This is a genomic window from Mesorhizobium sp. GW821-FHT07A06 (genome assembly GCF_059419085.1).
The window spans coordinates 467,984-485,854 of the sequence record NZ_JBWKRC010000005.1 but is presented as its reverse complement, the minus strand read 5'-3'; the positions used below and the strand labels follow the sequence as shown (position 1 = coordinate 485,854).

General features: G+C 59.7%; 23 protein-coding genes. 6 read left to right on the top strand and 17 right to left on the bottom strand.

Annotation, left to right across the window (positions count from 1 at the left end):
- The first annotated feature begins 79 nt into the window (after window positions 1-79).
- Window positions 80-400, top strand: coding sequence for a hypothetical protein (locus tag AC07SZ_RS19550; RefSeq protein ID WP_494915553.1), 321 nt, complete (start codon window positions 80-82; stop codon window positions 398-400).
- 35 nt (window positions 401-435) lie between these two features.
- Here the strand turns inward: AC07SZ_RS19550 and AC07SZ_RS19545 are convergent, their stop codons facing one another.
- Both AC07SZ_RS19545 and AC07SZ_RS19540 read right to left on the bottom strand, forming a co-directional pair.
- The gene (locus AC07SZ_RS19545; protein ID WP_056575770.1) at window positions 436-672 is read right to left on the bottom strand and encodes a hypothetical protein; all 237 of its coding nucleotides are present in this window, start codon (window positions 670-672) and stop codon (window positions 436-438) included.
- A gap of 119 nt (window positions 673-791) precedes the next feature.
- A complete protein-coding gene (locus tag AC07SZ_RS19540; RefSeq protein ID WP_494915505.1) occupies window positions 792-1,703 on the bottom strand; it encodes a DUF2865 domain-containing protein in 912 nt (303 codons plus the stop codon).
- A gap of 321 nt (window positions 1,704-2,024) precedes the next feature.
- Between AC07SZ_RS19540 and AC07SZ_RS19535 the strand changes: the two genes are divergently transcribed.
- Window positions 2,025-2,240 (top strand): hypothetical protein, encoded by a 216-nt coding sequence (locus AC07SZ_RS19535; protein WP_056575764.1) that lies wholly within the window; start codon window positions 2,025-2,027, stop codon window positions 2,238-2,240.
- A gap of 150 nt (window positions 2,241-2,390) precedes the next feature.
- Here the strand turns inward: AC07SZ_RS19535 and tolA are convergent, their stop codons facing one another.
- The 7 genes from tolA to AC07SZ_RS19500 all read right to left on the bottom strand — a co-directional run bounded on the left by tolA (window position 2,391) and on the right by AC07SZ_RS19500 (window position 7,531).
- On the bottom strand, window positions 2,391-2,762 hold the full coding sequence (gene tolA / locus AC07SZ_RS19530) for a cell envelope integrity protein TolA (RefSeq protein WP_172371975.1): 372 nt from the start codon (window positions 2,760-2,762) through the stop codon (window positions 2,391-2,393).
- Window positions 2,763-2,776: 14 nt separating this feature from the next.
- Complete coding sequence (locus tag AC07SZ_RS19525; protein WP_494915503.1) at window positions 2,777-2,956, bottom strand: hypothetical protein; 180 nt, start codon at window positions 2,954-2,956, stop codon at window positions 2,777-2,779.
- 79 nt (window positions 2,957-3,035) lie between these two features.
- Window positions 3,036-3,929: a glutathione S-transferase family protein gene (locus AC07SZ_RS19520; protein ID WP_494915502.1), complete on the bottom strand. Its 894-nt coding sequence runs from the start codon at window positions 3,927-3,929 to the stop codon at window positions 3,036-3,038.
- Window positions 3,930-3,957: 28 nt separating this feature from the next.
- Window positions 3,958-4,539 carry a VOC family protein gene (locus AC07SZ_RS19515; RefSeq protein ID WP_172371973.1) on the bottom strand — a complete coding sequence of 194 codons (582 nt, stop codon included), beginning with the start codon at window positions 4,537-4,539 and terminating at the stop codon, window positions 3,958-3,960.
- Window positions 4,540-5,465: 926 nt separating this feature from the next.
- On the bottom strand, window positions 5,466-5,861 hold the full coding sequence (locus AC07SZ_RS19510) for a hypothetical protein (RefSeq protein WP_494915501.1): 396 nt from the start codon (window positions 5,859-5,861) through the stop codon (window positions 5,466-5,468).
- An 865-nt stretch (window positions 5,862-6,726) separates the two neighbouring features.
- The gene (locus AC07SZ_RS19505; protein ID WP_494915499.1) at window positions 6,727-6,963 is read right to left on the bottom strand and encodes a hypothetical protein; all 237 of its coding nucleotides are present in this window, start codon (window positions 6,961-6,963) and stop codon (window positions 6,727-6,729) included.
- A 193-nt stretch (window positions 6,964-7,156) separates the two neighbouring features.
- Window positions 7,157-7,531 carry a hypothetical protein gene (locus tag AC07SZ_RS19500; RefSeq protein WP_056575751.1) on the bottom strand — a complete coding sequence of 125 codons (375 nt, stop codon included), beginning with the start codon at window positions 7,529-7,531 and terminating at the stop codon, window positions 7,157-7,159.
- A gap of 154 nt (window positions 7,532-7,685) precedes the next feature.
- On the opposite strand from AC07SZ_RS19500, the gene AC07SZ_RS19495 reads away from it, so the two are divergent.
- Window positions 7,686-8,024, top strand: a complete 339-nt coding sequence (locus AC07SZ_RS19495) for a hypothetical protein (RefSeq protein WP_172371971.1) — start codon at window positions 7,686-7,688, stop codon at window positions 8,022-8,024.
- Window positions 8,021-8,215 carry a hypothetical protein gene (locus AC07SZ_RS19490; protein WP_494915496.1) on the top strand — a complete coding sequence of 65 codons (195 nt, stop codon included), beginning with the start codon at window positions 8,021-8,023 and terminating at the stop codon, window positions 8,213-8,215. The genes AC07SZ_RS19495 and AC07SZ_RS19490 overlap by 4 nt, the downstream gene beginning before the upstream one ends.
- 51 nt (window positions 8,216-8,266) lie before the next feature.
- On the opposite strand, the gene AC07SZ_RS19485 is transcribed toward AC07SZ_RS19490, so the two are convergent.
- A complete protein-coding gene (locus AC07SZ_RS19485) occupies window positions 8,267-8,542 on the bottom strand; it encodes a hypothetical protein (protein WP_056575745.1) in 276 nt (91 codons plus the stop codon).
- 244 nt (window positions 8,543-8,786) lie between these two features.
- Between AC07SZ_RS19485 and AC07SZ_RS19480 the strand changes: the two genes are divergently transcribed.
- Window positions 8,787-8,951, top strand: coding sequence for a hypothetical protein (locus AC07SZ_RS19480; protein ID WP_494915494.1), 165 nt, complete (start codon window positions 8,787-8,789; stop codon window positions 8,949-8,951).
- 207 nt (window positions 8,952-9,158) lie between these two features.
- On the opposite strand, the gene AC07SZ_RS19475 is transcribed toward AC07SZ_RS19480, so the two are convergent.
- On the bottom strand, window positions 9,159-9,455 hold the full coding sequence (locus AC07SZ_RS19475) for a hypothetical protein (RefSeq protein WP_155772504.1): 297 nt from the start codon (window positions 9,453-9,455) through the stop codon (window positions 9,159-9,161).
- A 153-nt stretch (window positions 9,456-9,608) separates the two neighbouring features.
- Here AC07SZ_RS19475 and AC07SZ_RS19470 point away from each other — a divergent pair, with 153 nt between their 5' ends.
- Window positions 9,609-10,385, top strand: coding sequence for a class I SAM-dependent DNA methyltransferase (locus AC07SZ_RS19470; protein ID WP_494915492.1), 777 nt, complete (start codon window positions 9,609-9,611; stop codon window positions 10,383-10,385).
- Window positions 10,386-10,915: 530 nt separating this feature from the next.
- On the opposite strand, the gene AC07SZ_RS19465 is transcribed toward AC07SZ_RS19470, so the two are convergent.
- The 6 genes from AC07SZ_RS19465 to AC07SZ_RS19440 all read right to left on the bottom strand — a co-directional run bounded on the left by AC07SZ_RS19465 (window position 10,916) and on the right by AC07SZ_RS19440 (window position 17,860).
- Window positions 10,916-12,556, bottom strand: a complete 1,641-nt coding sequence (locus AC07SZ_RS19465) for a GMC family oxidoreductase (RefSeq protein WP_494915490.1) — start codon at window positions 12,554-12,556, stop codon at window positions 10,916-10,918.
- Window positions 12,546-13,190 carry a gluconate 2-dehydrogenase subunit 3 family protein gene (locus tag AC07SZ_RS19460; protein ID WP_494915489.1) on the bottom strand — a complete coding sequence of 215 codons (645 nt, stop codon included), beginning with the start codon at window positions 13,188-13,190 and terminating at the stop codon, window positions 12,546-12,548. Before AC07SZ_RS19460 ends, AC07SZ_RS19465 begins: the two co-directional genes overlap by 11 nt.
- 64 nt (window positions 13,191-13,254) lie before the next feature.
- Window positions 13,255-14,073, bottom strand: coding sequence for a sugar phosphate isomerase/epimerase family protein (locus AC07SZ_RS19455; RefSeq protein WP_494915488.1), 819 nt, complete (start codon window positions 14,071-14,073; stop codon window positions 13,255-13,257).
- Window positions 14,074-14,114: 41 nt separating this feature from the next.
- Window positions 14,115-15,074: an ABC transporter permease gene (locus AC07SZ_RS19450; RefSeq protein WP_494915486.1), complete on the bottom strand. Its 960-nt coding sequence runs from the start codon at window positions 15,072-15,074 to the stop codon at window positions 14,115-14,117.
- Window positions 15,071-16,660: a sugar ABC transporter ATP-binding protein gene (locus AC07SZ_RS19445; RefSeq protein WP_494915485.1), complete on the bottom strand. Its 1,590-nt coding sequence runs from the start codon at window positions 16,658-16,660 to the stop codon at window positions 15,071-15,073. Before AC07SZ_RS19445 ends, AC07SZ_RS19450 begins: the two co-directional genes overlap by 4 nt.
- A 57-nt stretch (window positions 16,661-16,717) precedes the next feature.
- A complete protein-coding gene (locus AC07SZ_RS19440; RefSeq protein ID WP_494915484.1) occupies window positions 16,718-17,860 on the bottom strand; it encodes a substrate-binding domain-containing protein in 1,143 nt (380 codons plus the stop codon).
- Window positions 17,861-17,871: the final 11 nt, after the last annotated feature.

The following is a 17,871-nucleotide window of genomic DNA, read 5'->3' as shown; positions in this document are numbered from 1 at the left end:
CGTGCGGACCAAGGCCGCGTTATAAGCTCATACAGGGGTGTTGCTAATGTACGCACGGATAGGGCCTTTCTTGCTGGGCGTGACACTGCTTTTCGGCAGTGGCTGTTCGCGCAGCTATGACGGCACGGTCATCATCCCGCGGCCGCTCGACGCCAGGCGCTTCTGGGAACGGCCGCCCCCCAATGTCGATTACGCGCCGCAGGTCGACAATGACGCCTTTCCGGTGCCGCCGCAGCCCCCCGGTCAATTTTCCGAACGCAGGATTTCGAAACCTGCCGTACGGAGACGACACCAGACGAGGCTTTCACCGCCGTCGCCCGCGTCGTCGGAGCCGGAAAAACAACTGGCGTGCAGGAACGTAAGCGCACCGGGTCAGCGAGTCCGCATGGTCTGCGACTGATCCCTGGAAGTACAAACCGAAGTCGCGGACAGCCCCTACAGCGATGCCGCGCCCTTCTTCGGCTCCTTTGCGCCGAGCTTGTCGAGCGCGAACCGAACCTGGCGCAAATCGTCCTGCCAACCGTCATCATCACCCATCGAACTCTCCGAAGCTGCCCGTTGCAGCCCACGGGCCTCGGATTCGATCTCACGCAACTCGGCGATCTTCTGTTCGGTGGACAGGGATTCGTCCTCGACGATTTCCTGCACCCGCATTTCCCGGAACGTGGCCATGGCGTTTCTCCTGGCTGATGTCGATCACAACGCCGTGAGCGCCCCCTCCGTTCCAGCTTTGCTGCCGCACCGACAACCCGCTGCAATCTGTATCCGCGGAACGGGATGAAGGACGTGGTTTATTCCGCCGGGAAAAAGGCCGGGCCGACCACGCGCACGGTCCGCTTGCCGGCCTCGATCGACTGCAATTGGACAACACCCGGGGCTCCGGCGCCGGACTGCGGGATTGCCGCGACGCTGCCTAGGTCCGGCTTCGGCTGAGGCAGGGGAATGATGGCATTGGACATGTCTGTCGGCGTCACCGTCCTTGCCCTGAGTTCGGCAACCCGCTGATAATAACGTTTGACGTCACAGGCCTTGAAATTTGCATCGTCCCGATAGCGGAAAGCCGATGGCAGTTCGGTGTAGGGCTTGCGCGTATCGAGCGCGACCATCTTTTCGGTTTCCAGACTGGCATCGCTCAACGTGTAGAGATCGACGGCCGGGTCATCGCAGATATAACGGCACTGATCGGCCATTCCCTTGAGATCGCCGCTTCCGGCGAATTGTGACTTTGGCGCCGGGAAGAAATATCCGTCCGACAGCCGCACGCAAAACAGCATCGCATTGCCGGCATAGGTTGCTCCACCCGTTGCGGATTGGGTCTTCGGTGCCGAGCGCTGCTCCTTCGCCCCGGACGTGCAGCCGAGCGCGAACCGAGCCTGCAGGCCCGATATGTCCCGGCCGGAATTGGACGCGGCAGCCATCTGGCGCTGCACCTCTGTCCGGTTTCTGGCAAGGTCGGCGCAAGCGTTGAAGAAGCCGCCCGTGGCACTTTGCGCCGTGCACCTGCGCTGCCTCTCCAGGCCCTGGATCGCCGCAAGCTGGCGGCGCAGTTGCGCCAGTTCGGGGCTCACGTCCCCGCCGCGGCCCCCGGAAAGCAACTGGCTTCTGATCGCGCTGCAACTATCCGCATGGGAAGACGTCGTGCCGAGTGCAAAGGCGGCCACCGTCACCAGCGCGACCATCATGAGAAGCCAGAAACGGATCATCGCGACGACACTGTCCCTGTTGCTGACGACGTGGGAAGGCACTATTTCTACTTGAGTAATCTTCAACTAAATGAGCTACACCTAATATGAATGACTTTCCGTTCCAAATAGACTTTTATCTATTGTAGTAGAAGGGCTCCTGTAAATTCGGTATTACGTTTTTATTTCAAGATTGAGACGAACCGGAAGACAATGCGACCAGACCGGCGGCTGTCGACGCTGACAGGCCATGGCCTTCCGGAACGATCAATCCGGCGTTACCGGTGCATGGCGCTGAAACCTTTGCCTGACTGCGGCGTTGATGGCCAAAGGAGAACGCGGATGTCGATCCACTTCACGGTATCGGAACTGACAAGGAACCTTTTCCATTCGCTCGGGCTGGATCACGAGCGCGCGCCGCGACCGCTCAATCCCGAGCAAAATCTGTTGCTGGAATGCTATCTGGCTGGACAAATTCCGGAATCGGCCTGGAGCGACTACGTCTTCGAAACACCAGATTTGGCCCGGCATGCCAAGGTACGGCGCCTGAGCCACTGAGCCGTTGGTTTGGAAGAACCTGAGTGGCGGGGTGAAGCCCTGATAGTCGATCTGCTTTTTGAAGCATTTCCTCGGCACTGACGAGGGTTACGAATCCAGGTGCGCCATTTCCCGCTAACTCTCACTTCCCGCTGAGGTAGGCGGGAACTGCTATTGCTTCGGGGAAGTCAGTTGCAACGTGAAGACGTTGCCGCCAATGCCCTGCGCCAAAGCCGGTGAAAAAGTCAGAGGCGTGCAATTCTTGACGGCGGCAATAGCCGCTTCGATAAACGCCTTCCGCGCCTTGTCATCGCCGGCGACCTTCGCGGCGGTCGGCCGTGGCGGACCGATCAGCGAGCCGTCGCGCTTGAAGCTGAAGCTCAGGGTGACGATGGAATTCCCCGCGTCCGCCGGCGGCGTCCAGCACGCTTGGATCGCGGCCCCGACATCATCCATTGTGTTGAGCGTCGCGGCCCGCGATGGGAGAAGCGTCCCGGCGAGCATCCCACCGGCGATCATCAGCATTGCCGCCATGCATTTCATCGCAAACCCACATCTCACTCCAGGCCGGCATTCCAGCCGGATTCGCCAAAAGGGATGTTAGAGCCGACGTCGACGATGACAATATCCGACGCGAAAAGTTGATGCTCCCGGCTTGTCTGATTACCGTCGCGCGATGTCCAGGCATGGGCTCGGAAAAGCAAAAAGGCCGGCACGGAGCCGACCTTTCCTTTCACCGATATTGCGCCAGTACATCCGTGGTCGCGCGGCGAATTCCTGACAGTAGATAGGGCTTTGGTTAACGAATCGTTAACGTCAGGCCTTCGCCTGCGATCTCACATAGGCGATGTAGCCACGCACGTCGCCGGCCGGCTCGGCGTAGGCCTTGCCGAGCTTCTTCTCGATTGCCGCCATATATTCGGTGGCCCATTGCGGCAGCGCGTAGTCGACGACAGCCAGGAACTCTAGCGTCGCCGCCAGCCGGATGTCGGCGATCGACGGGTTCTGGCCGCCGATGAACGGCTTGCCGTCCCTGAAGAAGCTATGGAAAACCTCCAACGGCTCGGCGATCGCCGCCATTGCGGCCTTCTGCGCCTCGGACTTCCTGTCGGGATGGGCATCGCTGTGGCCGACCTCGCCGGCATATTGCGGGAACCCCAGCGCCGGATATGTGGCGCGCGCCACATAGGGGTAGAGTGTGCCGATCAGGTAGAACATGGCGCTGTCGATCATCGCCCGCCTGGCCGGCGCCTTGGGATAGAATTTCTCCAGCCCATACTTGTTTGCCAGATACTGCATGATGGCGCAGCTTTCCCAAAGCACGCCTCTGGGCAGCCCCTTGTCCTCGATCATCGGCGTCAAGTGCGCCGGATTGCGGGCCATGTATTCGGGCGAGCGCGTGTGACCCCAGGCGTCCGTCTCGGCGGCATCGAACCCTGCCGCGCGCGCAAATACCCGCACCGTCATGTTGTTGACGCTCGGCTTCAGCATGCTGAGCTTCAGCGCCGGCTTTTTCGCCGCCTTGGCCTTCGCGGTCTTCGGCACCGGCTTCTTGGCTGCCGGTTTTGCCGCCGCTTTCAGCGCGGCCTTTGCCGCTGCCTTCACCGCCGGCTTCGCGACTGCTTGTGCGGCAGGCTTGGCGGCGGCTTTCGGCTTTACCTTGGCAGCCGGTTTCTTCACGCTCTTGGTCACTGTCTTTGTCTTTGCCATTGTTGTCCTCCCTCTGTTTTGTTGGCCGTCAGTATGGATTCTTCGGCGTCCGGTCGTCCGACAAGGTCGCGCGGGAGCTTTCGACAAGCGCCTGGATCGCGTCGGCAAGATGCACTTCGGCGATGTTGTAGTCGCCACGCGCGACGCGCAGCCTGTGTGCCTGCATCAGCACCTCGGCATGGGTGAAACCCGCCGGCGGCTCGAAGCGGTAGGAAGCGAGTTCGATCAGCAGGCCGAGCGGATCCTCGAAGTAGATCGAATCCATGAAGCCTCGATCCTTGACGCCGCTGTGCTTGATGCCGCGCTCGTCGAGCCTGGCGACCGCCTGCAGGAAGGTGACGCGCGACACCGCGAACGCGATATGATGCACGCAGCCCGGATCGGTCGGCGTGCGGCGCTTGACCGGCGTGCGGCTCTCATCGGTGAAGACGGTGATGAGCCGGCCGTCGCCGGGATCGAAATAGAGATGGCTTTCGCTGGCCTTGTCGAGGTTGGGCTGCTCGAAGATGAACGGCATGCCGAGCACGCCTTCCCAGAAATCGATCGAGGTCTGGCGCCCTGCGCCGACCAGCGTGATGTGGTGAACGCCCTGCGATTGCAGTTTCTGCATTGGCCTTCTCCCCGCGGCATCGATTGCCCGTCAGGATCTGCCTGGCACCCGGCATTCCGCGCAGCGCTTCAGCCGTGCCTCGAAATCCATGAGGTGATGCTAATGCAATCGGTGACGCGGCGCCAGAAGCGGCACGTCCTATCGTTGCACGAAGGGCGAAGTCGCTCTGGGCCGCGAAAGCCTGCGGGATCTCTTCAAGGGATGGCGGCACGATCGCGACGCGAAAGCAGTCCGCATCGTGGCGGCCGAAGCAACGACTAGGCGACGGCCCTGAGCTCGGCTTCCGCAAGCATCCCCACGCCGCCACACTCGGTGCAGATAAGGGTCTTTCCTGGGCAACTGGTCTGATGCGTCCCTTGCGGGCAGCAATGCCCTTTCGATGCGCTCCATCGGGAGCAATCGAAAACCTTGCCGCCGCCATGGCAATGCGGGCAAATCATCTTCAGTGACGCCATTCCAACTCTACCCGACCCAAAATCCGCACTGCCGCGGATGCTACCCCCGGCACCGCAAGTAACAGAGATTGCTGTGCCTTCAAGCGCCGCAGCCTGACTTAAATTGGGTGGATTGGAGGCTTTGAGCCTTCGGACCCTCCGAAATTTGCCAATCCACTGGCCAAACGAGGTCCGCGCGGATGCGTGTCCGGGTGCCGTCCGCCCCTCTCTATTCTTAGCCTCTATTCTCAGCGCAGGATCGCCACGAAATTTGGATAGGGCTGCTTCTTTCATCTATTCGGCCGATGCGCCAACTCATCCCGAGGACCATATTGAAGGTGATCCTACGGATCACCGAGCAGTCCGAAGCCAGTCCCTTTGCGACTACTCCAAGGCCCGCCTGACTCCCGGTCGGCGGGCCTTTCCCATGCAGGCGGCCAGGGACGAGCTCGGGGCGCAGGAGCGGATGGCGCGCAGCCGGAACCGCCTCGATCAAAGATTGAAGACGTGCGAGGCGGTCAGCCCGGCCAGCAGCACGCCCGCAAGAAGAGCGATGATCGAGGCAAGGAACCAGCGCAGCGTGACCCGATAGACCGGCTCGTCGTCGTCGCGTGGCAGCAGCGAACGCCACAATGCGACGAGTTGCAGAACGATGGCCAGCGCGAGAAGGACCGTCGCCAGGATCGAGGCAATCGTCCATCCGCCATCGGCTTCGAAATTCCAGTACCGCAGGAAGAGGAGCGAAAATCCGAGCAATACGGTGATCGCGGAGATCACACCTTGTCGGTAGCCGCCGGGCAAGGGAACCCTGCGTGCCTCGATGGCCTGAAAAGCCGGTTCGATGGCCTCGTCGGGATGGCCGTCCTGGCGCTTGGAAGGGTCGATCATGGAGGCAACATATAGTTGGCGGGCCCTGGAGGTCGGCGCGGGCTCCCGTTCAATCGATACGAACGAGGAAGCCCTGCGGCCGTCATCATCATCCTGGTGCCTTCGTCGCGCAAGGTGAGTGGCTCGATGCCATAAACAGTCGTATCTACCCGTGCCCCTACTGCGGACAGAAAGTGGATCAGCGCGACTTGGCCAGGTATTCTGGCACGAGGCGTCACGTCATAAGCCGTCAGCCTGCAGAAGGAGCAACGATCTCGAGTTCGGAAGATGGCGACAAAACGAGAAAGGCGCGTCAGCCGGAGCCAGCGGGCCTCGATTCCAGCCCACGGCGATTACGTGGGCTCAGTGTCGATCGGCGGCGGACACGCCACCTGAGCCACAACGCTCTACAGTTTCTCAGGCCTGGTCAGTTCCGGCTTCTTGGAAGCCACAGCCGCTGGTCCATTAACCACTGTCATGGATAGCGCGGACCCAAAACCCAGGTTAAACGGTTGGGCTATATGGAAAATCACCAGCATAGATTTTATTGCCATATCGAGGCTGACGGATCATGGGGCGTGTGGGACTGCGTCCGCAACAAGCCAGCAACATTGGGCGGCGGAGACCTGATCGGTTGCACTGCGCAAAGAGCTGAAGCTGCGGAACAGGTCTTGACGAGTATTTACAGCGGCGGGCTCGATGCACTCGCAGTTCGGATCGCCGGGATTGTCAGCCAGCGCGGTCGCACGCACCAACGGTGCATCTGGAACGAAAAGCCCACCACCACGGAGGCAGTGACGGGCTCTTAATTGTCAGCTCGATCGAGGGGACCGAGCTCCCGAAGAATTTCGCCGAGCGTAATCGGTTTCAACAACAAGCCCGTGCGTTAACCGCCGTTGGCAGGCGGTGCCGGAGCTGGTGCCGCCGGTGCAGGTGCTGCTGGCTTCGCCGGAGCCTCAACCTTGGGCGCTTCAACCTTTACGTTGATGTCCTGCCCATTGCCGCCGTGGATATTGATAACGCCTGTGAAGAACAACAAGACAACAATTGCGATGATTCCGAGAACAATGGCGACGACGGTGCCGCCGCCTCCAGAGTTTACAACAGTTGGGCCGTCCGCCATGACTTTCCTCTCCAATTTTCCATTTACAACGGCTGAGTAACGGCCCCCGCACACATGCGTTCCGCTGTGAGGCTAAGGTCCAGGAAGTCACCCGACTGAAGTCCTGCGCCGCAACCGGAGCCTGGCAAGCACGTTAGGATCGCACCTGCGTTGCCCCTCGGTGGAGCGCGCAAATCCCTGTTGTGGATGTGGCCTAGTGGTGACTGTCGTGAGATTTTTGGAAGCGGGGCAACCGGTGAGTTTTGTCGAGAGAACGATTGTCCATCACGGCGGAAGTCAGGCCGCGAATGACAACAATTCCCCCGCTCCTGATACCTCCTCGGCCTTGGACCTCCTTTCGTCGGAAGATGATAAGATGGCGGACCTCGTCAGACGAACCGAGAGACTTGGTGTTGTCGTTGTCGTAGCCATGGCAATTGGCCTGGCCGTCGTACCAGCCCTTTGCTTTGCATTGAGCCGCGGGATATAGCTCGCCGCCTATCTGCGCATAGCCGGCGCGCTCGTGGTACAAGGTTGCCGCACACCCACCCAAGGCTTCTGTGACGTTCAAGTTGCCGGCTTGATCCATTCTCTGTGGCTGCCGGCCTCGTGCGCAAAGTCGGTGCGCGCTACATAAGACAGCATTTATGCAGCGCGGAGGAACGAATATCGAGATCAGGGCTTTCCTCTCGGCGCGTCTTTGCCTCTAGGCCGGCGCCTACGGCTTGTTCGTTGGAGGACCGATGTTGATTAGAAAAATGATTGCGTCGTCGGTTATCCTGGGAGCGCTGACGGGAGGCTGCCTTGCTCAAACGACCGACGACCCGTCAATCACAGCGTGCAAATCCACCGGACTGTTGGCGCTTCAGGAAAAGTCCAAAGACATCAGCGACCTCGTGATCGACATGGAGAGTGTCGCGATGAGCAAGGCCGACACCAACGTTGAGGACGTTCCCGTCAAGATGGTTGTGCTGGGCGAAGCCTATATCGCTCGAAACGGGAAAACCGGCACACCAGACCGTTTTGTCTGTTTGCTGGGCGACAAAGGTAAAGTTCTGCTGACGTTCTTCACGGCCAAATGAAAGAGAAATCCGAACGCAGTTCGATAGTAGTGCTGGTTTTCATCCCATGCGGCTTCTGGCTGTTGGCAGAGTTGGTAATGGCTGCCACCGGGTTGACACCGCCGGCAAAACTGACGGCACTTGAGGGAATAACGGAGAACCCCACGAAGAAAATCTACGAGATGCATTACGACCCTGGCATGCCCGAATAGATGGGAATGGCGATCCTCGCGGCTCGCCACACCCATCAGTGCCCTAGATGCTCAGGCCTTGCCGGCCAGCGCGTTCAACTTGGCGCAGAACTCAGCATGCGGTTTGCTCATCGCCGCGTCCTGGCATTCCTTCATCATGGCAGTCTGATGCTTCTTCGACATCTTTGCCCAGACCTTCTTCATGTCGGCATCCGCCTTCATGGTCTTCATGGTCTTATCAGTGAAGAAGGGGGCCATCATCTTTGGCTCGTCGAGGATACCGGCCAACGCCGAGCCGGCAATCACGGTAGCAGCCAAGGCGCCTAAGCAGACAGTTTTGAAGTTCATGGATTGTCTCCTCTCTCTCCTGACGCCGAATTGGCGACAGCGCATTCATTTAGATGATGCTCATATAAGCAGGTGGTCACGTTTTAGTGAGAGCCCGGTGATGCGCAAGCTTGACTGAACATTAGAGATCGCTAACAGTTTCCATCTGCGGCAGGGCGGGCTCCCCTGCTGAAGATCGGCTGAAAAGCCCTGATCGGCCCGCGTTCTCCCACGAGGCGCGGGCTTTCAACCGCCAGGGGCAGAGATGGCCGGCAATCCGGTCACGACCTACATCGTCAGCGTATTCGAGAAGCCGTACTGGCGGACCGTGCTGACCACCAAGGACAAGCAGAAGGCGTTCGATATGGCCAAGGAGGTTGGCGACCAGGTTCGGGTGGAGAAAATCACTCCGAAGCCGAAGAAGCGCTAAAGGCTCGGCGCAGTCGGCGACACATCCTGTGATAGATTGGCGAGCTTTGCAGGTCTCGGGCTGCGTGCGTGAGCAGCAGGACGACAAACAGAACCACCACCGCAGATGCGAACCCGGTAACGAGAGCCATCCGCGCAAACGTCGCTGACGTCTGGATGTTCCTTTGAAAATAGCCGGCGCTCGACGTGCTCGCGCAAAGCGGCTTGATCAATGAAAACGGTCAGATTGAGGAGCTGCGCAGAAAGCGCGTCGCCCTTTCGGCTTATAGCGCAGCTTGCGTCTGGCAGACCGATTGTCCTGGAGCGGCTGATTGGTGAGTTCAAAATAACTTGTGTAATCCAAGAGTCTTAGGACATCATCGGCAGCCATGAACTGTGCGGCAATTCCACTTTCCGCGGGATATAGCTCGCCGCCTATCTGCGCGTAGCCGGCGCGCTCGTGGTACCAGGCTGCCGCACACCAACCCAAGGCTTCTGTGACGTTCAAGTTGCCGGCTTGATCCATTCTCTGTGGCTGCCGGCCTCACATCCTTGAGGAGCGCCCCCCTGACGACCCCTTCATTCCTTACGCATTTGTAAGGTCTGCGTCGTGTGAAAGCATGAAGATCGATTGTGAAGAGTGACCTTTATTCGCGGGCCGAGAAAGGAGATTGTCGCGATGGATGGTTCCGATGTTTACGTGTTGGGCGAGCGGCCATCCGAGCGGGGCGCTTATAGCGATTACCGATCAAGCCATCAGAACGCTGGCTACGGCGACAGTTACCTGAGAACGTTCTGTTCCGGCTACTATGCTGCGTTGTGGTCGCGTATCGAACGACCTCTCGTCGAAAGCATTCTCAAGTCTTTTGCCGGGCCGGACCGCAGCTGTCTTGACTTCGCGTGCGGCACAGGCCGCGTTACAAATGTCGCAGGCCCACTGTTTGGCGTGGTGGTTGGGGTCGATGTCTCCCAATCCATGCTTGCTTGCGCGCAGGTTCCGGAGACAGTGACGCTGGTGAAAGCCGATCTGACGGTCTCCCCGCTCCCCAGAAGATTCGACGTGGTTACGGCTTTTCGATTCTTCTTGAACGCTGAAGGCACTCTTAGGAAAGACGCACTTTTGGCTATTCATGAGCATTTGAACGAGGGCGGGTTGCTGGTTTCCAACATCCACATGAACGCATCCTCGCCAATGGGGCTGGTCTATCGCTTTCTAAACCGATGTCAGGGACGCGTCGTGCGCAATACGCTGAGCGTCCAGGCATATCGCCAGATGCTCGTTTCCAATGGCTTCGTCGTCGAACAGGTCATTGGTTACGGGTACTTGCCGCGGCCCGGATGGCTGCTACCAAGGCTTTGCGAAATGTTGGTCGGGCCCGTTGAGACGATAAGCAGGAGAGCCGGTATCCCGGAGCGCTTTGCCCAAAATTTCTTGGTGGTGGCGAGAAAACGCTAGTCGAGCCCCCATAGAAGCGGACCCGGCGGATGGCCCACTCCCCGGCAACTCGGGGAGTTGAACATTTGGGGAAACCTGTTCGGTGACGGCCACGGCTTTTCTCGGCGGGGCGAAAGCACATGTGCACACTTTCAGCTGTTGGCGCCCGTAGAGCGGCCAGCGATGGGAGAAAAGTGCGCTTCGCAGTCAACGGCTACTGCGGCCGATATTACCGCCCACCTACAGTGTACGGCGTGGCGCGGTATCAATTTTGCGGACAGAACTATGCCCTGATGTGGCGAGCCAACGAGGCAGTTCGTTTATGACTTCTACTGCAACGGCAATGGAAATCGTTGGTACGCCGCCCAAGGTATACATACGAGCGCCTATGTTATTGAAATAGAATATTAAAATGGTTCAGAGAAGAAGGCTAGCCATACCTCTGGCAGGAAAACCGCGCCCGCCGGAGGTTATATAATTCCATAATTCTGTAAGTTCTGCTTCGACGGCGTCTGCCCCCCCATCGAATTGAAGTAGAGGTAGCTGGTTGTTCACGTGGTGTTACCTCGTTCTGCCACGATTTTGTCAGCCACACGCCAGGCGTTTGCCATGATCGTGAGCGTTGGGTTGGCTCCGGTCGCGGTGGGAAACAGCGAGCCGTCCACGACATAGAGATTTTCGACCTCGTGGGCGCGACACCATTTGTCGAGCACGGAACTCTCAGGGTCATCACCCATGCGCGCCGTGCCGTGCTGATGGGAACAGTTGCCCGTTATACGATCGGCGTAGACCTTGCGGATATCCAAGGCTCCACTCGCTTCGAGGATGTCGGCAGCTCGATCGATGAGATAACGACCCTGGTCAAGGTCATTGCGGTGTGGCTTGAGGGTGATGCGTGCAACCGGCAGCCCCCAGGCGTCGACGACCTCGTCATCAAGATCGATCCGATTCTCGTGCTGCGGCATATCGTGAAGAACCATTGCGACGGCGAGCGAATGGTTGAAATATTCGCGGTCGATTTTCTTGGCTTCCGCGCCCCATGTCGGCGCCCCCGGCAGGTGCCAGTTGATCGGCAGAGGAATGCCGACGCCCGCGACGGCGAGGTGCCCGCCCGAAACAAAACCGCGCGAGGGGTCGTGCTCGTAATGTTGGAAGGTCGACGCACTGACGTAGCCGCCACCGGCCCAGGCATAGATCGGATCTTCATATGTGCCGACGGCTGCGGAATATTCATGAAAGGTAACATTGCGGCCAACCAGGTCGTTGCCGTTGGCTACGCCGTTGGGGAAACGGCCCGACTTCGACAACAGCAGAAGACGTGCCGTCTCGACGGCGCCGCAGGCGAGGATAAAAAGGTCTGCTTCCTGCTCGAACAGGTTGCCTTCGCCGTCTTCGTAGATGGCGGCCTTGATCCGCCCCTGCCGGTCGAGCGTCAGTTCTCGTACCACGCATTGGGGTCGAAGGTCATAATTCCCCGTCGCGGCGGCATCAGGCACGAAAATGTTGAGGGCCGACGACCGCGTTCCCGTCGGGTCCCCGTGCTGTTGGGCGAAGGCACTGATGACTGTTGCCCTGCGTCCGTTGTAAGGGCGTGAGAGCGCTGCCTGCGGGAGTGGGAACGAATTCCAGCCGAGCGCCGAGCAGCCTTTATGAAATTTCTCCACATAGCGGGAAACCGGCATGGGCGGGCAGGGATAGCCGCCGGAGCGATGCGATTCGAAGTGATTGGCACCCGCTTGCCCAGACACGCCGAAAGCCCATTCGACCTTCAGGTAGTAGGGCTCAAGTTCGTCATAGGTGATCGGCCAATCCGCGAGGCTCGCGCCGGCAAGGTCGCCGGCGATTGTTCTCAGGCGGAAATCGTTTTGCGTGAACCGGGGTAGCCATCCCTGCCAATGGACCGTACCCCCGCCGACCATCTGCGGCACCGGGCAGAACTGGTCTATCCTGGCCCTAGAGGATGCAGTTTCCCGCCATGTACGCGGGTTGAGCAAGGGATCGGGCCATAGATTATATCGATTGATATTGGCGAGTTCGTCGCCGCCGAAGCTTTCACGTTTACGCCATGGGCCTTTTTCGAGCGCCACTACCTTGACCCCGGCTTCGCAAAGAACCTTGGCAGCGGTCGATCCGGATGCGCCCGCGCCGATGATGACGGCCTCGGCTCGGGCGGGCTTGTTGTTAAAGGCCATCGTGAAACTCCCTGACCTTCTCGGCTTCTCCTTCGGCAAAGAACGGTAGCGTCGTATAGCGGCCTTCATGAACGTCCTTCATGGATAGGGGGCCGTGAAACCCTATCGTCTTCCAGCCCATCTGCTGCCTGTTGCCGCCGTAGATGGGGTCAGCGTAAAAGCCTTGCCGGGTGTGAACGACCAATAGAGGAAAGAAATCCAGGTCGATTTCCGTCGATGTCTGCTGCAAGGCTGGTCCAGAGGAGTCGGCTGCCTCATCCACGCCGGGGGCAGCCTGACCGCGTGCATCGACGGCTCTGAGGATGCTGTCCTGTTGTTCGGGAGTAAGAGCGACGAAATTGGCCGAGAAGGCAGATTGTGCGCGTGTGTCCAGATCGGCAATGCCCTGGTTGTACTTGGCGCGCAGGATTTCGATCCGCTGGCGCCAGGACTCGGCGGCTTTCCCTTCCAGGACTTCAAAGCCCGAGCCGTCCGGCTTGGCGAAGATGAAATCGATCCCCGACAGGTAGCGGTCGATGAAGTCGATGCAGCCCGCTTCAAGCGCGCCCGGAGTGTCGTCGGACGGGATGATCCGCGCCATCGCCGCTTCCACGGTCGCACGCTGGTGCGGCGTGAAGAACGTCGGTTCCGCCATGCTATGTTTCTCCCTTTCGGCGCTTCCATGTTGGGAAGCGGTGATCGCGGCTTCCCGCCGCCGGTTACGGCTTAGCCATCTCGGAATTGACGAACGCCAGACTTTCGCGAGCTCCGGCGGCTGGATCTGGCCAACTGTCGAGTTCGTTGCAGACCCAGCCTTCGTAGCCGATATCTTTCAGTGTTCGGATAACGGCCGCGTTATCACAGTCCCCGCGCCCCACCGGCACGAAGGTGAACGGCTCGCGTTGCCAACCCTTCAGATGCACGTAGGAGATGCGCGCAGCGTGTTCGCGGACCATCGCGGCTGCGTCGCCGCCAGCTGCCGCCAGATGGCCGGTATCCGGGCAGAAATTGATGCCGGTCGTTGAGAAGATTTTGCGTACTTCGGCCGGGTTCTCGACCATTGTGGTGAGGTGAGGGTGGTAATGCGCGGCTAGCCCGCGCTTCTGCGCGATCAACTGCACCTTGTCGAGCGCGTGGGAGAGATTGTCGTAGTCCTCCATACGCGAGCCATCGAAGCGCCGGGCGCCGCCACCGACCACTAAATGATCACTGCCGAGAGCCTGCGCGGCATCTGCCGCTTTTTCGATACGGGACAGCTCTTCTTGCAAGACGTCGTGAAAAATGAAATTGGCGCCGCAATAGACCGCTACCAGGGCAAGCCCCGTCTCCGAAAGAAGCTTGTGCAGGGTGCGGTAGCCGTCTTCTTGCCCGTCCAACACGTTGCCGTCGAAGAATTCGATGCCTTCATAGCCGGCTTCGGCTATCTCCGATGCGGCTTTCGCCATGTCGCCGAAGGTTCGGTATGATAGGCGGCTGATCGACGTGATCCCGACAGGATCGCCTCCCAGCGGGCCCCAGCAGTTGGCGTGATACGCCATCCTCCATTTCGGCACGGTACGTCCTCCTTGATGCCCCCGACCTAACGCCGGGCCAGCGCGACGGCGCCGATGATGATCGCTCCTTTGATGATCTCCTGAATGGAGGTCGAAAAACCCATTACGAGCAGGCCGAATCCTACGATGCCGATGAATATCGCGCCGACAACCGAACCTATGATGCTGCCGCGTCCACCGAAAAGGCTCGTGCCGCCGATGATGACGGCAGCAATGACGTCCAGTTCGAGTCCTGCCCCGAGACTGGGGTTGCCGGCCGTACTGCGCGCGGACAGCATCAGGCCTGCAAGCGCTGCGGTAAAGCCGGAAAGCGTAAATGCCAGAAGCTTGATACGATCGGTCTGCACGCCGGAAAACCGCGCGGCCACCACATTGCCGCCGGTGGCGAAGACCCGCTGACCGAGCGGCGTGAGGTGGAGCACGTAAAAGCCGACGATCGCCACGATCGCTGTCCAGACGATGGGCGCTGGCAGGCCGAAGGCGGACCCGCCCCACAACGCCTGGGTGAAGTCGTCCGATACGATGGGAACAGAGCGCGTGCCGGTAATCGTCAATGCGATTCCCGATAGAACCGAGAGCATGCCTAACGTTACGAGAAAGGAGGGAATACGCAGCAGCGTGACCAGCAGACCGGAAAAAGCGCCAACAATCGCCCCGAAAAGCAGCGTCAACAGAATCGATGAGACCCAGCCGAACCCGGACTCAAGCAAGAGTGCCGCGACCATGCCGGCAAGGCTGGCCATCGAGCCGACGGAAAGGTCGATTTCGGCGGTGATGATGACGAATGTCATCCCTACCGCCATGATCGACACGATCGCAGTGATTCTGAGGATCGCTTCGGCTGTGCCGACCGTTGCGAAGCCCGGTGCCGTAGCCACGAAGTAGAGCGTAACCAGTCCGAATATGATGTAAGTTATATTGTCCCTGAAAAATCGCGTCACAGCCGGAAACCGCGCTGATGTATCGGATTGGGTCGTGCCACTCATTGCGCTTTCCGTCCCGTAATGATCTCGCTGTTCCCTTTGAGCAGAAGGGCTTGAAGTTGCGCAGGCTCAATTCCCGCCGGTGCGCTGCCTGTCAGCCGGCCGTGCTCCATGATCATGATGCGGTCGCAGAGCGTCGCCATTTCGTCGAGTTCGGAATTGACCAGCAACACGCCGAGCCGATCTTCGTCCACGGCCCGCCTCAACGCGGCCGCCATGTCGGCCTTGGCGCCGATATCCACGCCCGCAGTCGGTTCGTCGAGAATAAGCAGGCGCGGCCGGCTGGCCAGCCACTTTGCTACCACCACCTTCTGCTGGTTGCCGCCGCTCAGTTCGCTGGCTGGCTGCGAGGGTTCGCGGGCGACGAGCGCGAGGCCGCTCGTTCCATATTCAAATAATTTACGAATTCGGTCATGCCAAACGATTCCTAATACACCGCCGCTGGCAACCCGCCGGAGATTGGGCAGTGCTATGTTGGTTTCAAGCGAATGATCGATCACCAGGCCTTCCAGCCTGCGGTCCTCCGGGACGAAACCGACACCCTTGCCTAACACGTCATGAGGCTTGCCCGGCCGAACGGTGCGGCCCTCGATCTCGATCGTCCCCTGCGCGTCGGGGACAAGCCCCGTGATCGCTTTGCAAAGCGTCGAGCGGCCGGACCCGACCAGTCCTGCTATGCCGACGATCTCGCCGGGCATTACCGTCAGATCGATATTGTTAAGGGTTCGTGCCGTGCTGAAATTATGAAGTCTGAGAACTGGAACGTCCGTGGGCACTGCCTCAACCCTCGGCCGAGACGGTTTGCCGATTGGGCGACCGGCTCGCGCCGTACTGCTCATTTGTTTCGAGATATCTTCAACACGTGTATCGGCGATTGCAATCGGGGCACTGCTCTGGCCATCGCGCAAGATGGTGATGCGGTCAGCTACCCGCATGATCTCTCCCATGCGGTGGCTGATATAGACGATGCCGTTCCCCCGCTTCACCAGATGCCCGATGAGTTCGAGGAGCTTTTCCACCTCGCGTGAGGTTAGCGCGGAGGTGGGTTCGTCCATGATCAGTACGCGCGCGCCGAACGATGTGGCTCGTATGATCTCGACTACCTGTCTTTGTGCGAAGGGAAGGCTTTCCACTGTCGCGCCGACGGGGATGGTGAACCCACTATCCGCAAGCAACTCGCGGCTCTTTTTTCTGATAGCGCGACGGTCGATCCGGAAGCCGCTGCGCAGCGGTTCACGGCCAAAGAAAATATTCTCGGCCACGCTCAGGTTCGGCAGCAGACTGAGTTCCTGAAAAATCATGGCCACGCCGCGACTGAGCGAGGCGCTCACGTCGGTCGGCGTTATTTCCTTACCCTCTATGAGGATTCGGCCGGCATCGGCGTGATGCACGCCCATCAGAATTTTCATTAAGGTCGATTTGCCGGCGCCATTGCCGCCAAGAAGCGCGTGCACCTCGCCTGGGCGTATGTCGAAATTGACTCCACGCAAGACCTCGACGCTTCCGAAATGCTTGACGATATCGTGCATTTCGACCAGGGCCGGCTCCCGGTTTACGCCAGTCGATTTATGGGAGGTGGAAATTACCATGCTCTTTTTGACCGGCAGTGGCGGCGGTCGGAGAGCCGGCCGCCGTCGTCCATTGTTTCAGAAACACTCGCCGTTGCAGAGATCGATTACCGATTTCGGCGCCGGCTCCTTCGTCACCAGTTCGAGCGCGCTGATCAGGTTGAGCTTCTTGACCCTCAAGGTCGGAACCTCGACATAGGGTGGCACGGACTTACCGAGCAGGCCAAGGGCTGCCGCCTTCGCTTCCGCCACGCCCTGGTCGTAGGGGCGTTGCGCGCCGACAGCCAGGAAATCGCCGCGTGCGACGTTGAGGGCGCTGTCCTGCGCGAGGTCATTCGTCGTGACGATGATACTGCGGCCGAGCGTTTTGGCGGCGGCGACCACTTGCTGGGCTGGCGTATCCCAAGCCACGAAGATGCCTTTCAGGTTGGGGTGGGCGGTCAGCATCGCCGTTGCGACACCATATGCCTTCTCGGGCGAGGTGAATGTACCGACATCGACGAGTTTGATGCCGGGATGTTCCTTGAACGCTTTTTCCGCGCCGACCTTGCGGGCGGCAACAGAGTAGTAATAGTCGTAGACCAATGTGATGATGCCGACTTCACCTTCACCGCCAACCGCTTTGACGAGTTCCTGCGCGGCGTAATAGGCGTTCTTCTCGTTATCGGATGCGACGACCGTGAGGTAGTCCTTGCCGGGCGCCATGCCGACAGGAACGTTGTCCATGAATACCAGCTTGATGCCAGCTTCAGCCGCTTTCTTATAAGCGGCGGCTTCGCTTTGCGGGTCGATCGGGATGGAGAAGATCACATCGGGCTTGCGGGCAACCATCTGCTCCAGATCGCTGATCTGCGTACCCGGCTGGAATTTGGCGTCGGTCACGGCGACGACCTTGATGCCGTACTTTTCCAGCGTCGTCTTGATGCCGGCGACTTGCAGGGTCGGCCAGCCTGCATCCATCGTGTGCATCACGATGCCGGCGGTGAAGTTCTTCGATTTGAGTGCTGCGATATCCTCGTCCGATATTTTGAGCACGTCGGGCGAAGAGGCCGGCGCGCCATCGGGATAGCCCGGCACGACCTGCCCCGTCGGGGAGATGGGCAGCGGCTCCATGAGGGCGGCCGCCTCCGGCGGAATGGTCTTGGTATCCTGTGCGAGCGCCGGCATGGCCAGTAGTGCCGCCGCCGCAACGGAAACTCCGATAGAACGCAGAAATTTCATTTTCATTGCCT

Excerpts from the sequence above, each read along its gene's own strand:
- AC07SZ_RS19545 (WP_056575770.1), bottom strand. The coding sequence starts at position 672 with ATGGCCACGTTCCGGGAAATGCGGGTGCAGGAAATCGTCGAGGACGAA.
- AC07SZ_RS19540 (WP_494915505.1), bottom strand. The coding sequence starts at position 1,703 with ATGATCCGTTTCTGGCTTCTCATGATGGTCGCGCTGGTGACGGTGGCC.
- AC07SZ_RS19535 (WP_056575764.1), top strand. The coding sequence starts at position 2,025 with ATGTCGATCCACTTCACGGTATCGGAACTGACAAGGAACCTTTTCCAT.
- tolA (WP_172371975.1), bottom strand. The coding sequence starts at position 2,762 with ATGAAATGCATGGCGGCAATGCTGATGATCGCCGGTGGGATGCTCGCC.
- AC07SZ_RS19520 (WP_494915502.1), bottom strand. The coding sequence starts at position 3,929 with ATGGCAAAGACAAAGACAGTGACCAAGAGCGTGAAGAAACCGGCTGCC.
- AC07SZ_RS19515 (WP_172371973.1), bottom strand. The coding sequence starts at position 4,539 with ATGCAGAAACTGCAATCGCAGGGCGTTCACCACATCACGCTGGTCGGC.
- AC07SZ_RS19510 (WP_494915501.1), bottom strand. The coding sequence starts at position 5,861 with ATGATCGACCCTTCCAAGCGCCAGGACGGCCATCCCGACGAGGCCATC.
- AC07SZ_RS19505 (WP_494915499.1), bottom strand. The coding sequence starts at position 6,963 with ATGGCGGACGGCCCAACTGTTGTAAACTCTGGAGGCGGCGGCACCGTC.
- AC07SZ_RS19500 (WP_056575751.1), bottom strand. The coding sequence starts at position 7,531 with ATGGATCAAGCCGGCAACTTGAACGTCACAGAAGCCTTGGGTGGGTGT.
- AC07SZ_RS19495 (WP_172371971.1), top strand. The coding sequence starts at position 7,686 with ATGTTGATTAGAAAAATGATTGCGTCGTCGGTTATCCTGGGAGCGCTG.
- AC07SZ_RS19490 (WP_494915496.1), top strand. The coding sequence starts at position 8,021 with ATGAAAGAGAAATCCGAACGCAGTTCGATAGTAGTGCTGGTTTTCATC.
- AC07SZ_RS19485 (WP_056575745.1), bottom strand. The coding sequence starts at position 8,542 with ATGAACTTCAAAACTGTCTGCTTAGGCGCCTTGGCTGCTACCGTGATT.
- AC07SZ_RS19480 (WP_494915494.1), top strand. The coding sequence starts at position 8,787 with ATGGCCGGCAATCCGGTCACGACCTACATCGTCAGCGTATTCGAGAAG.
- AC07SZ_RS19475 (WP_155772504.1), bottom strand. The coding sequence starts at position 9,455 with ATGGATCAAGCCGGCAACTTGAACGTCACAGAAGCCTTGGGTTGGTGT.
- AC07SZ_RS19470 (WP_494915492.1), top strand. The coding sequence starts at position 9,609 with ATGGATGGTTCCGATGTTTACGTGTTGGGCGAGCGGCCATCCGAGCGG.
- AC07SZ_RS19465 (WP_494915490.1), bottom strand. The coding sequence starts at position 12,556 with ATGGCCTTTAACAACAAGCCCGCCCGAGCCGAGGCCGTCATCATCGGC.
- AC07SZ_RS19460 (WP_494915489.1), bottom strand. The coding sequence starts at position 13,190 with ATGGCGGAACCGACGTTCTTCACGCCGCACCAGCGTGCGACCGTGGAA.
- AC07SZ_RS19455 (WP_494915488.1), bottom strand. The coding sequence starts at position 14,073 with ATGGCGTATCACGCCAACTGCTGGGGCCCGCTGGGAGGCGATCCTGTC.
- AC07SZ_RS19450 (WP_494915486.1), bottom strand. The coding sequence starts at position 15,074 with ATGAGTGGCACGACCCAATCCGATACATCAGCGCGGTTTCCGGCTGTG.
- AC07SZ_RS19445 (WP_494915485.1), bottom strand. The coding sequence starts at position 16,660 with ATGGTAATTTCCACCTCCCATAAATCGACTGGCGTAAACCGGGAGCCG.
- AC07SZ_RS19440 (WP_494915484.1), bottom strand. The coding sequence starts at position 17,860 with ATGAAATTTCTGCGTTCTATCGGAGTTTCCGTTGCGGCGGCGGCACTA.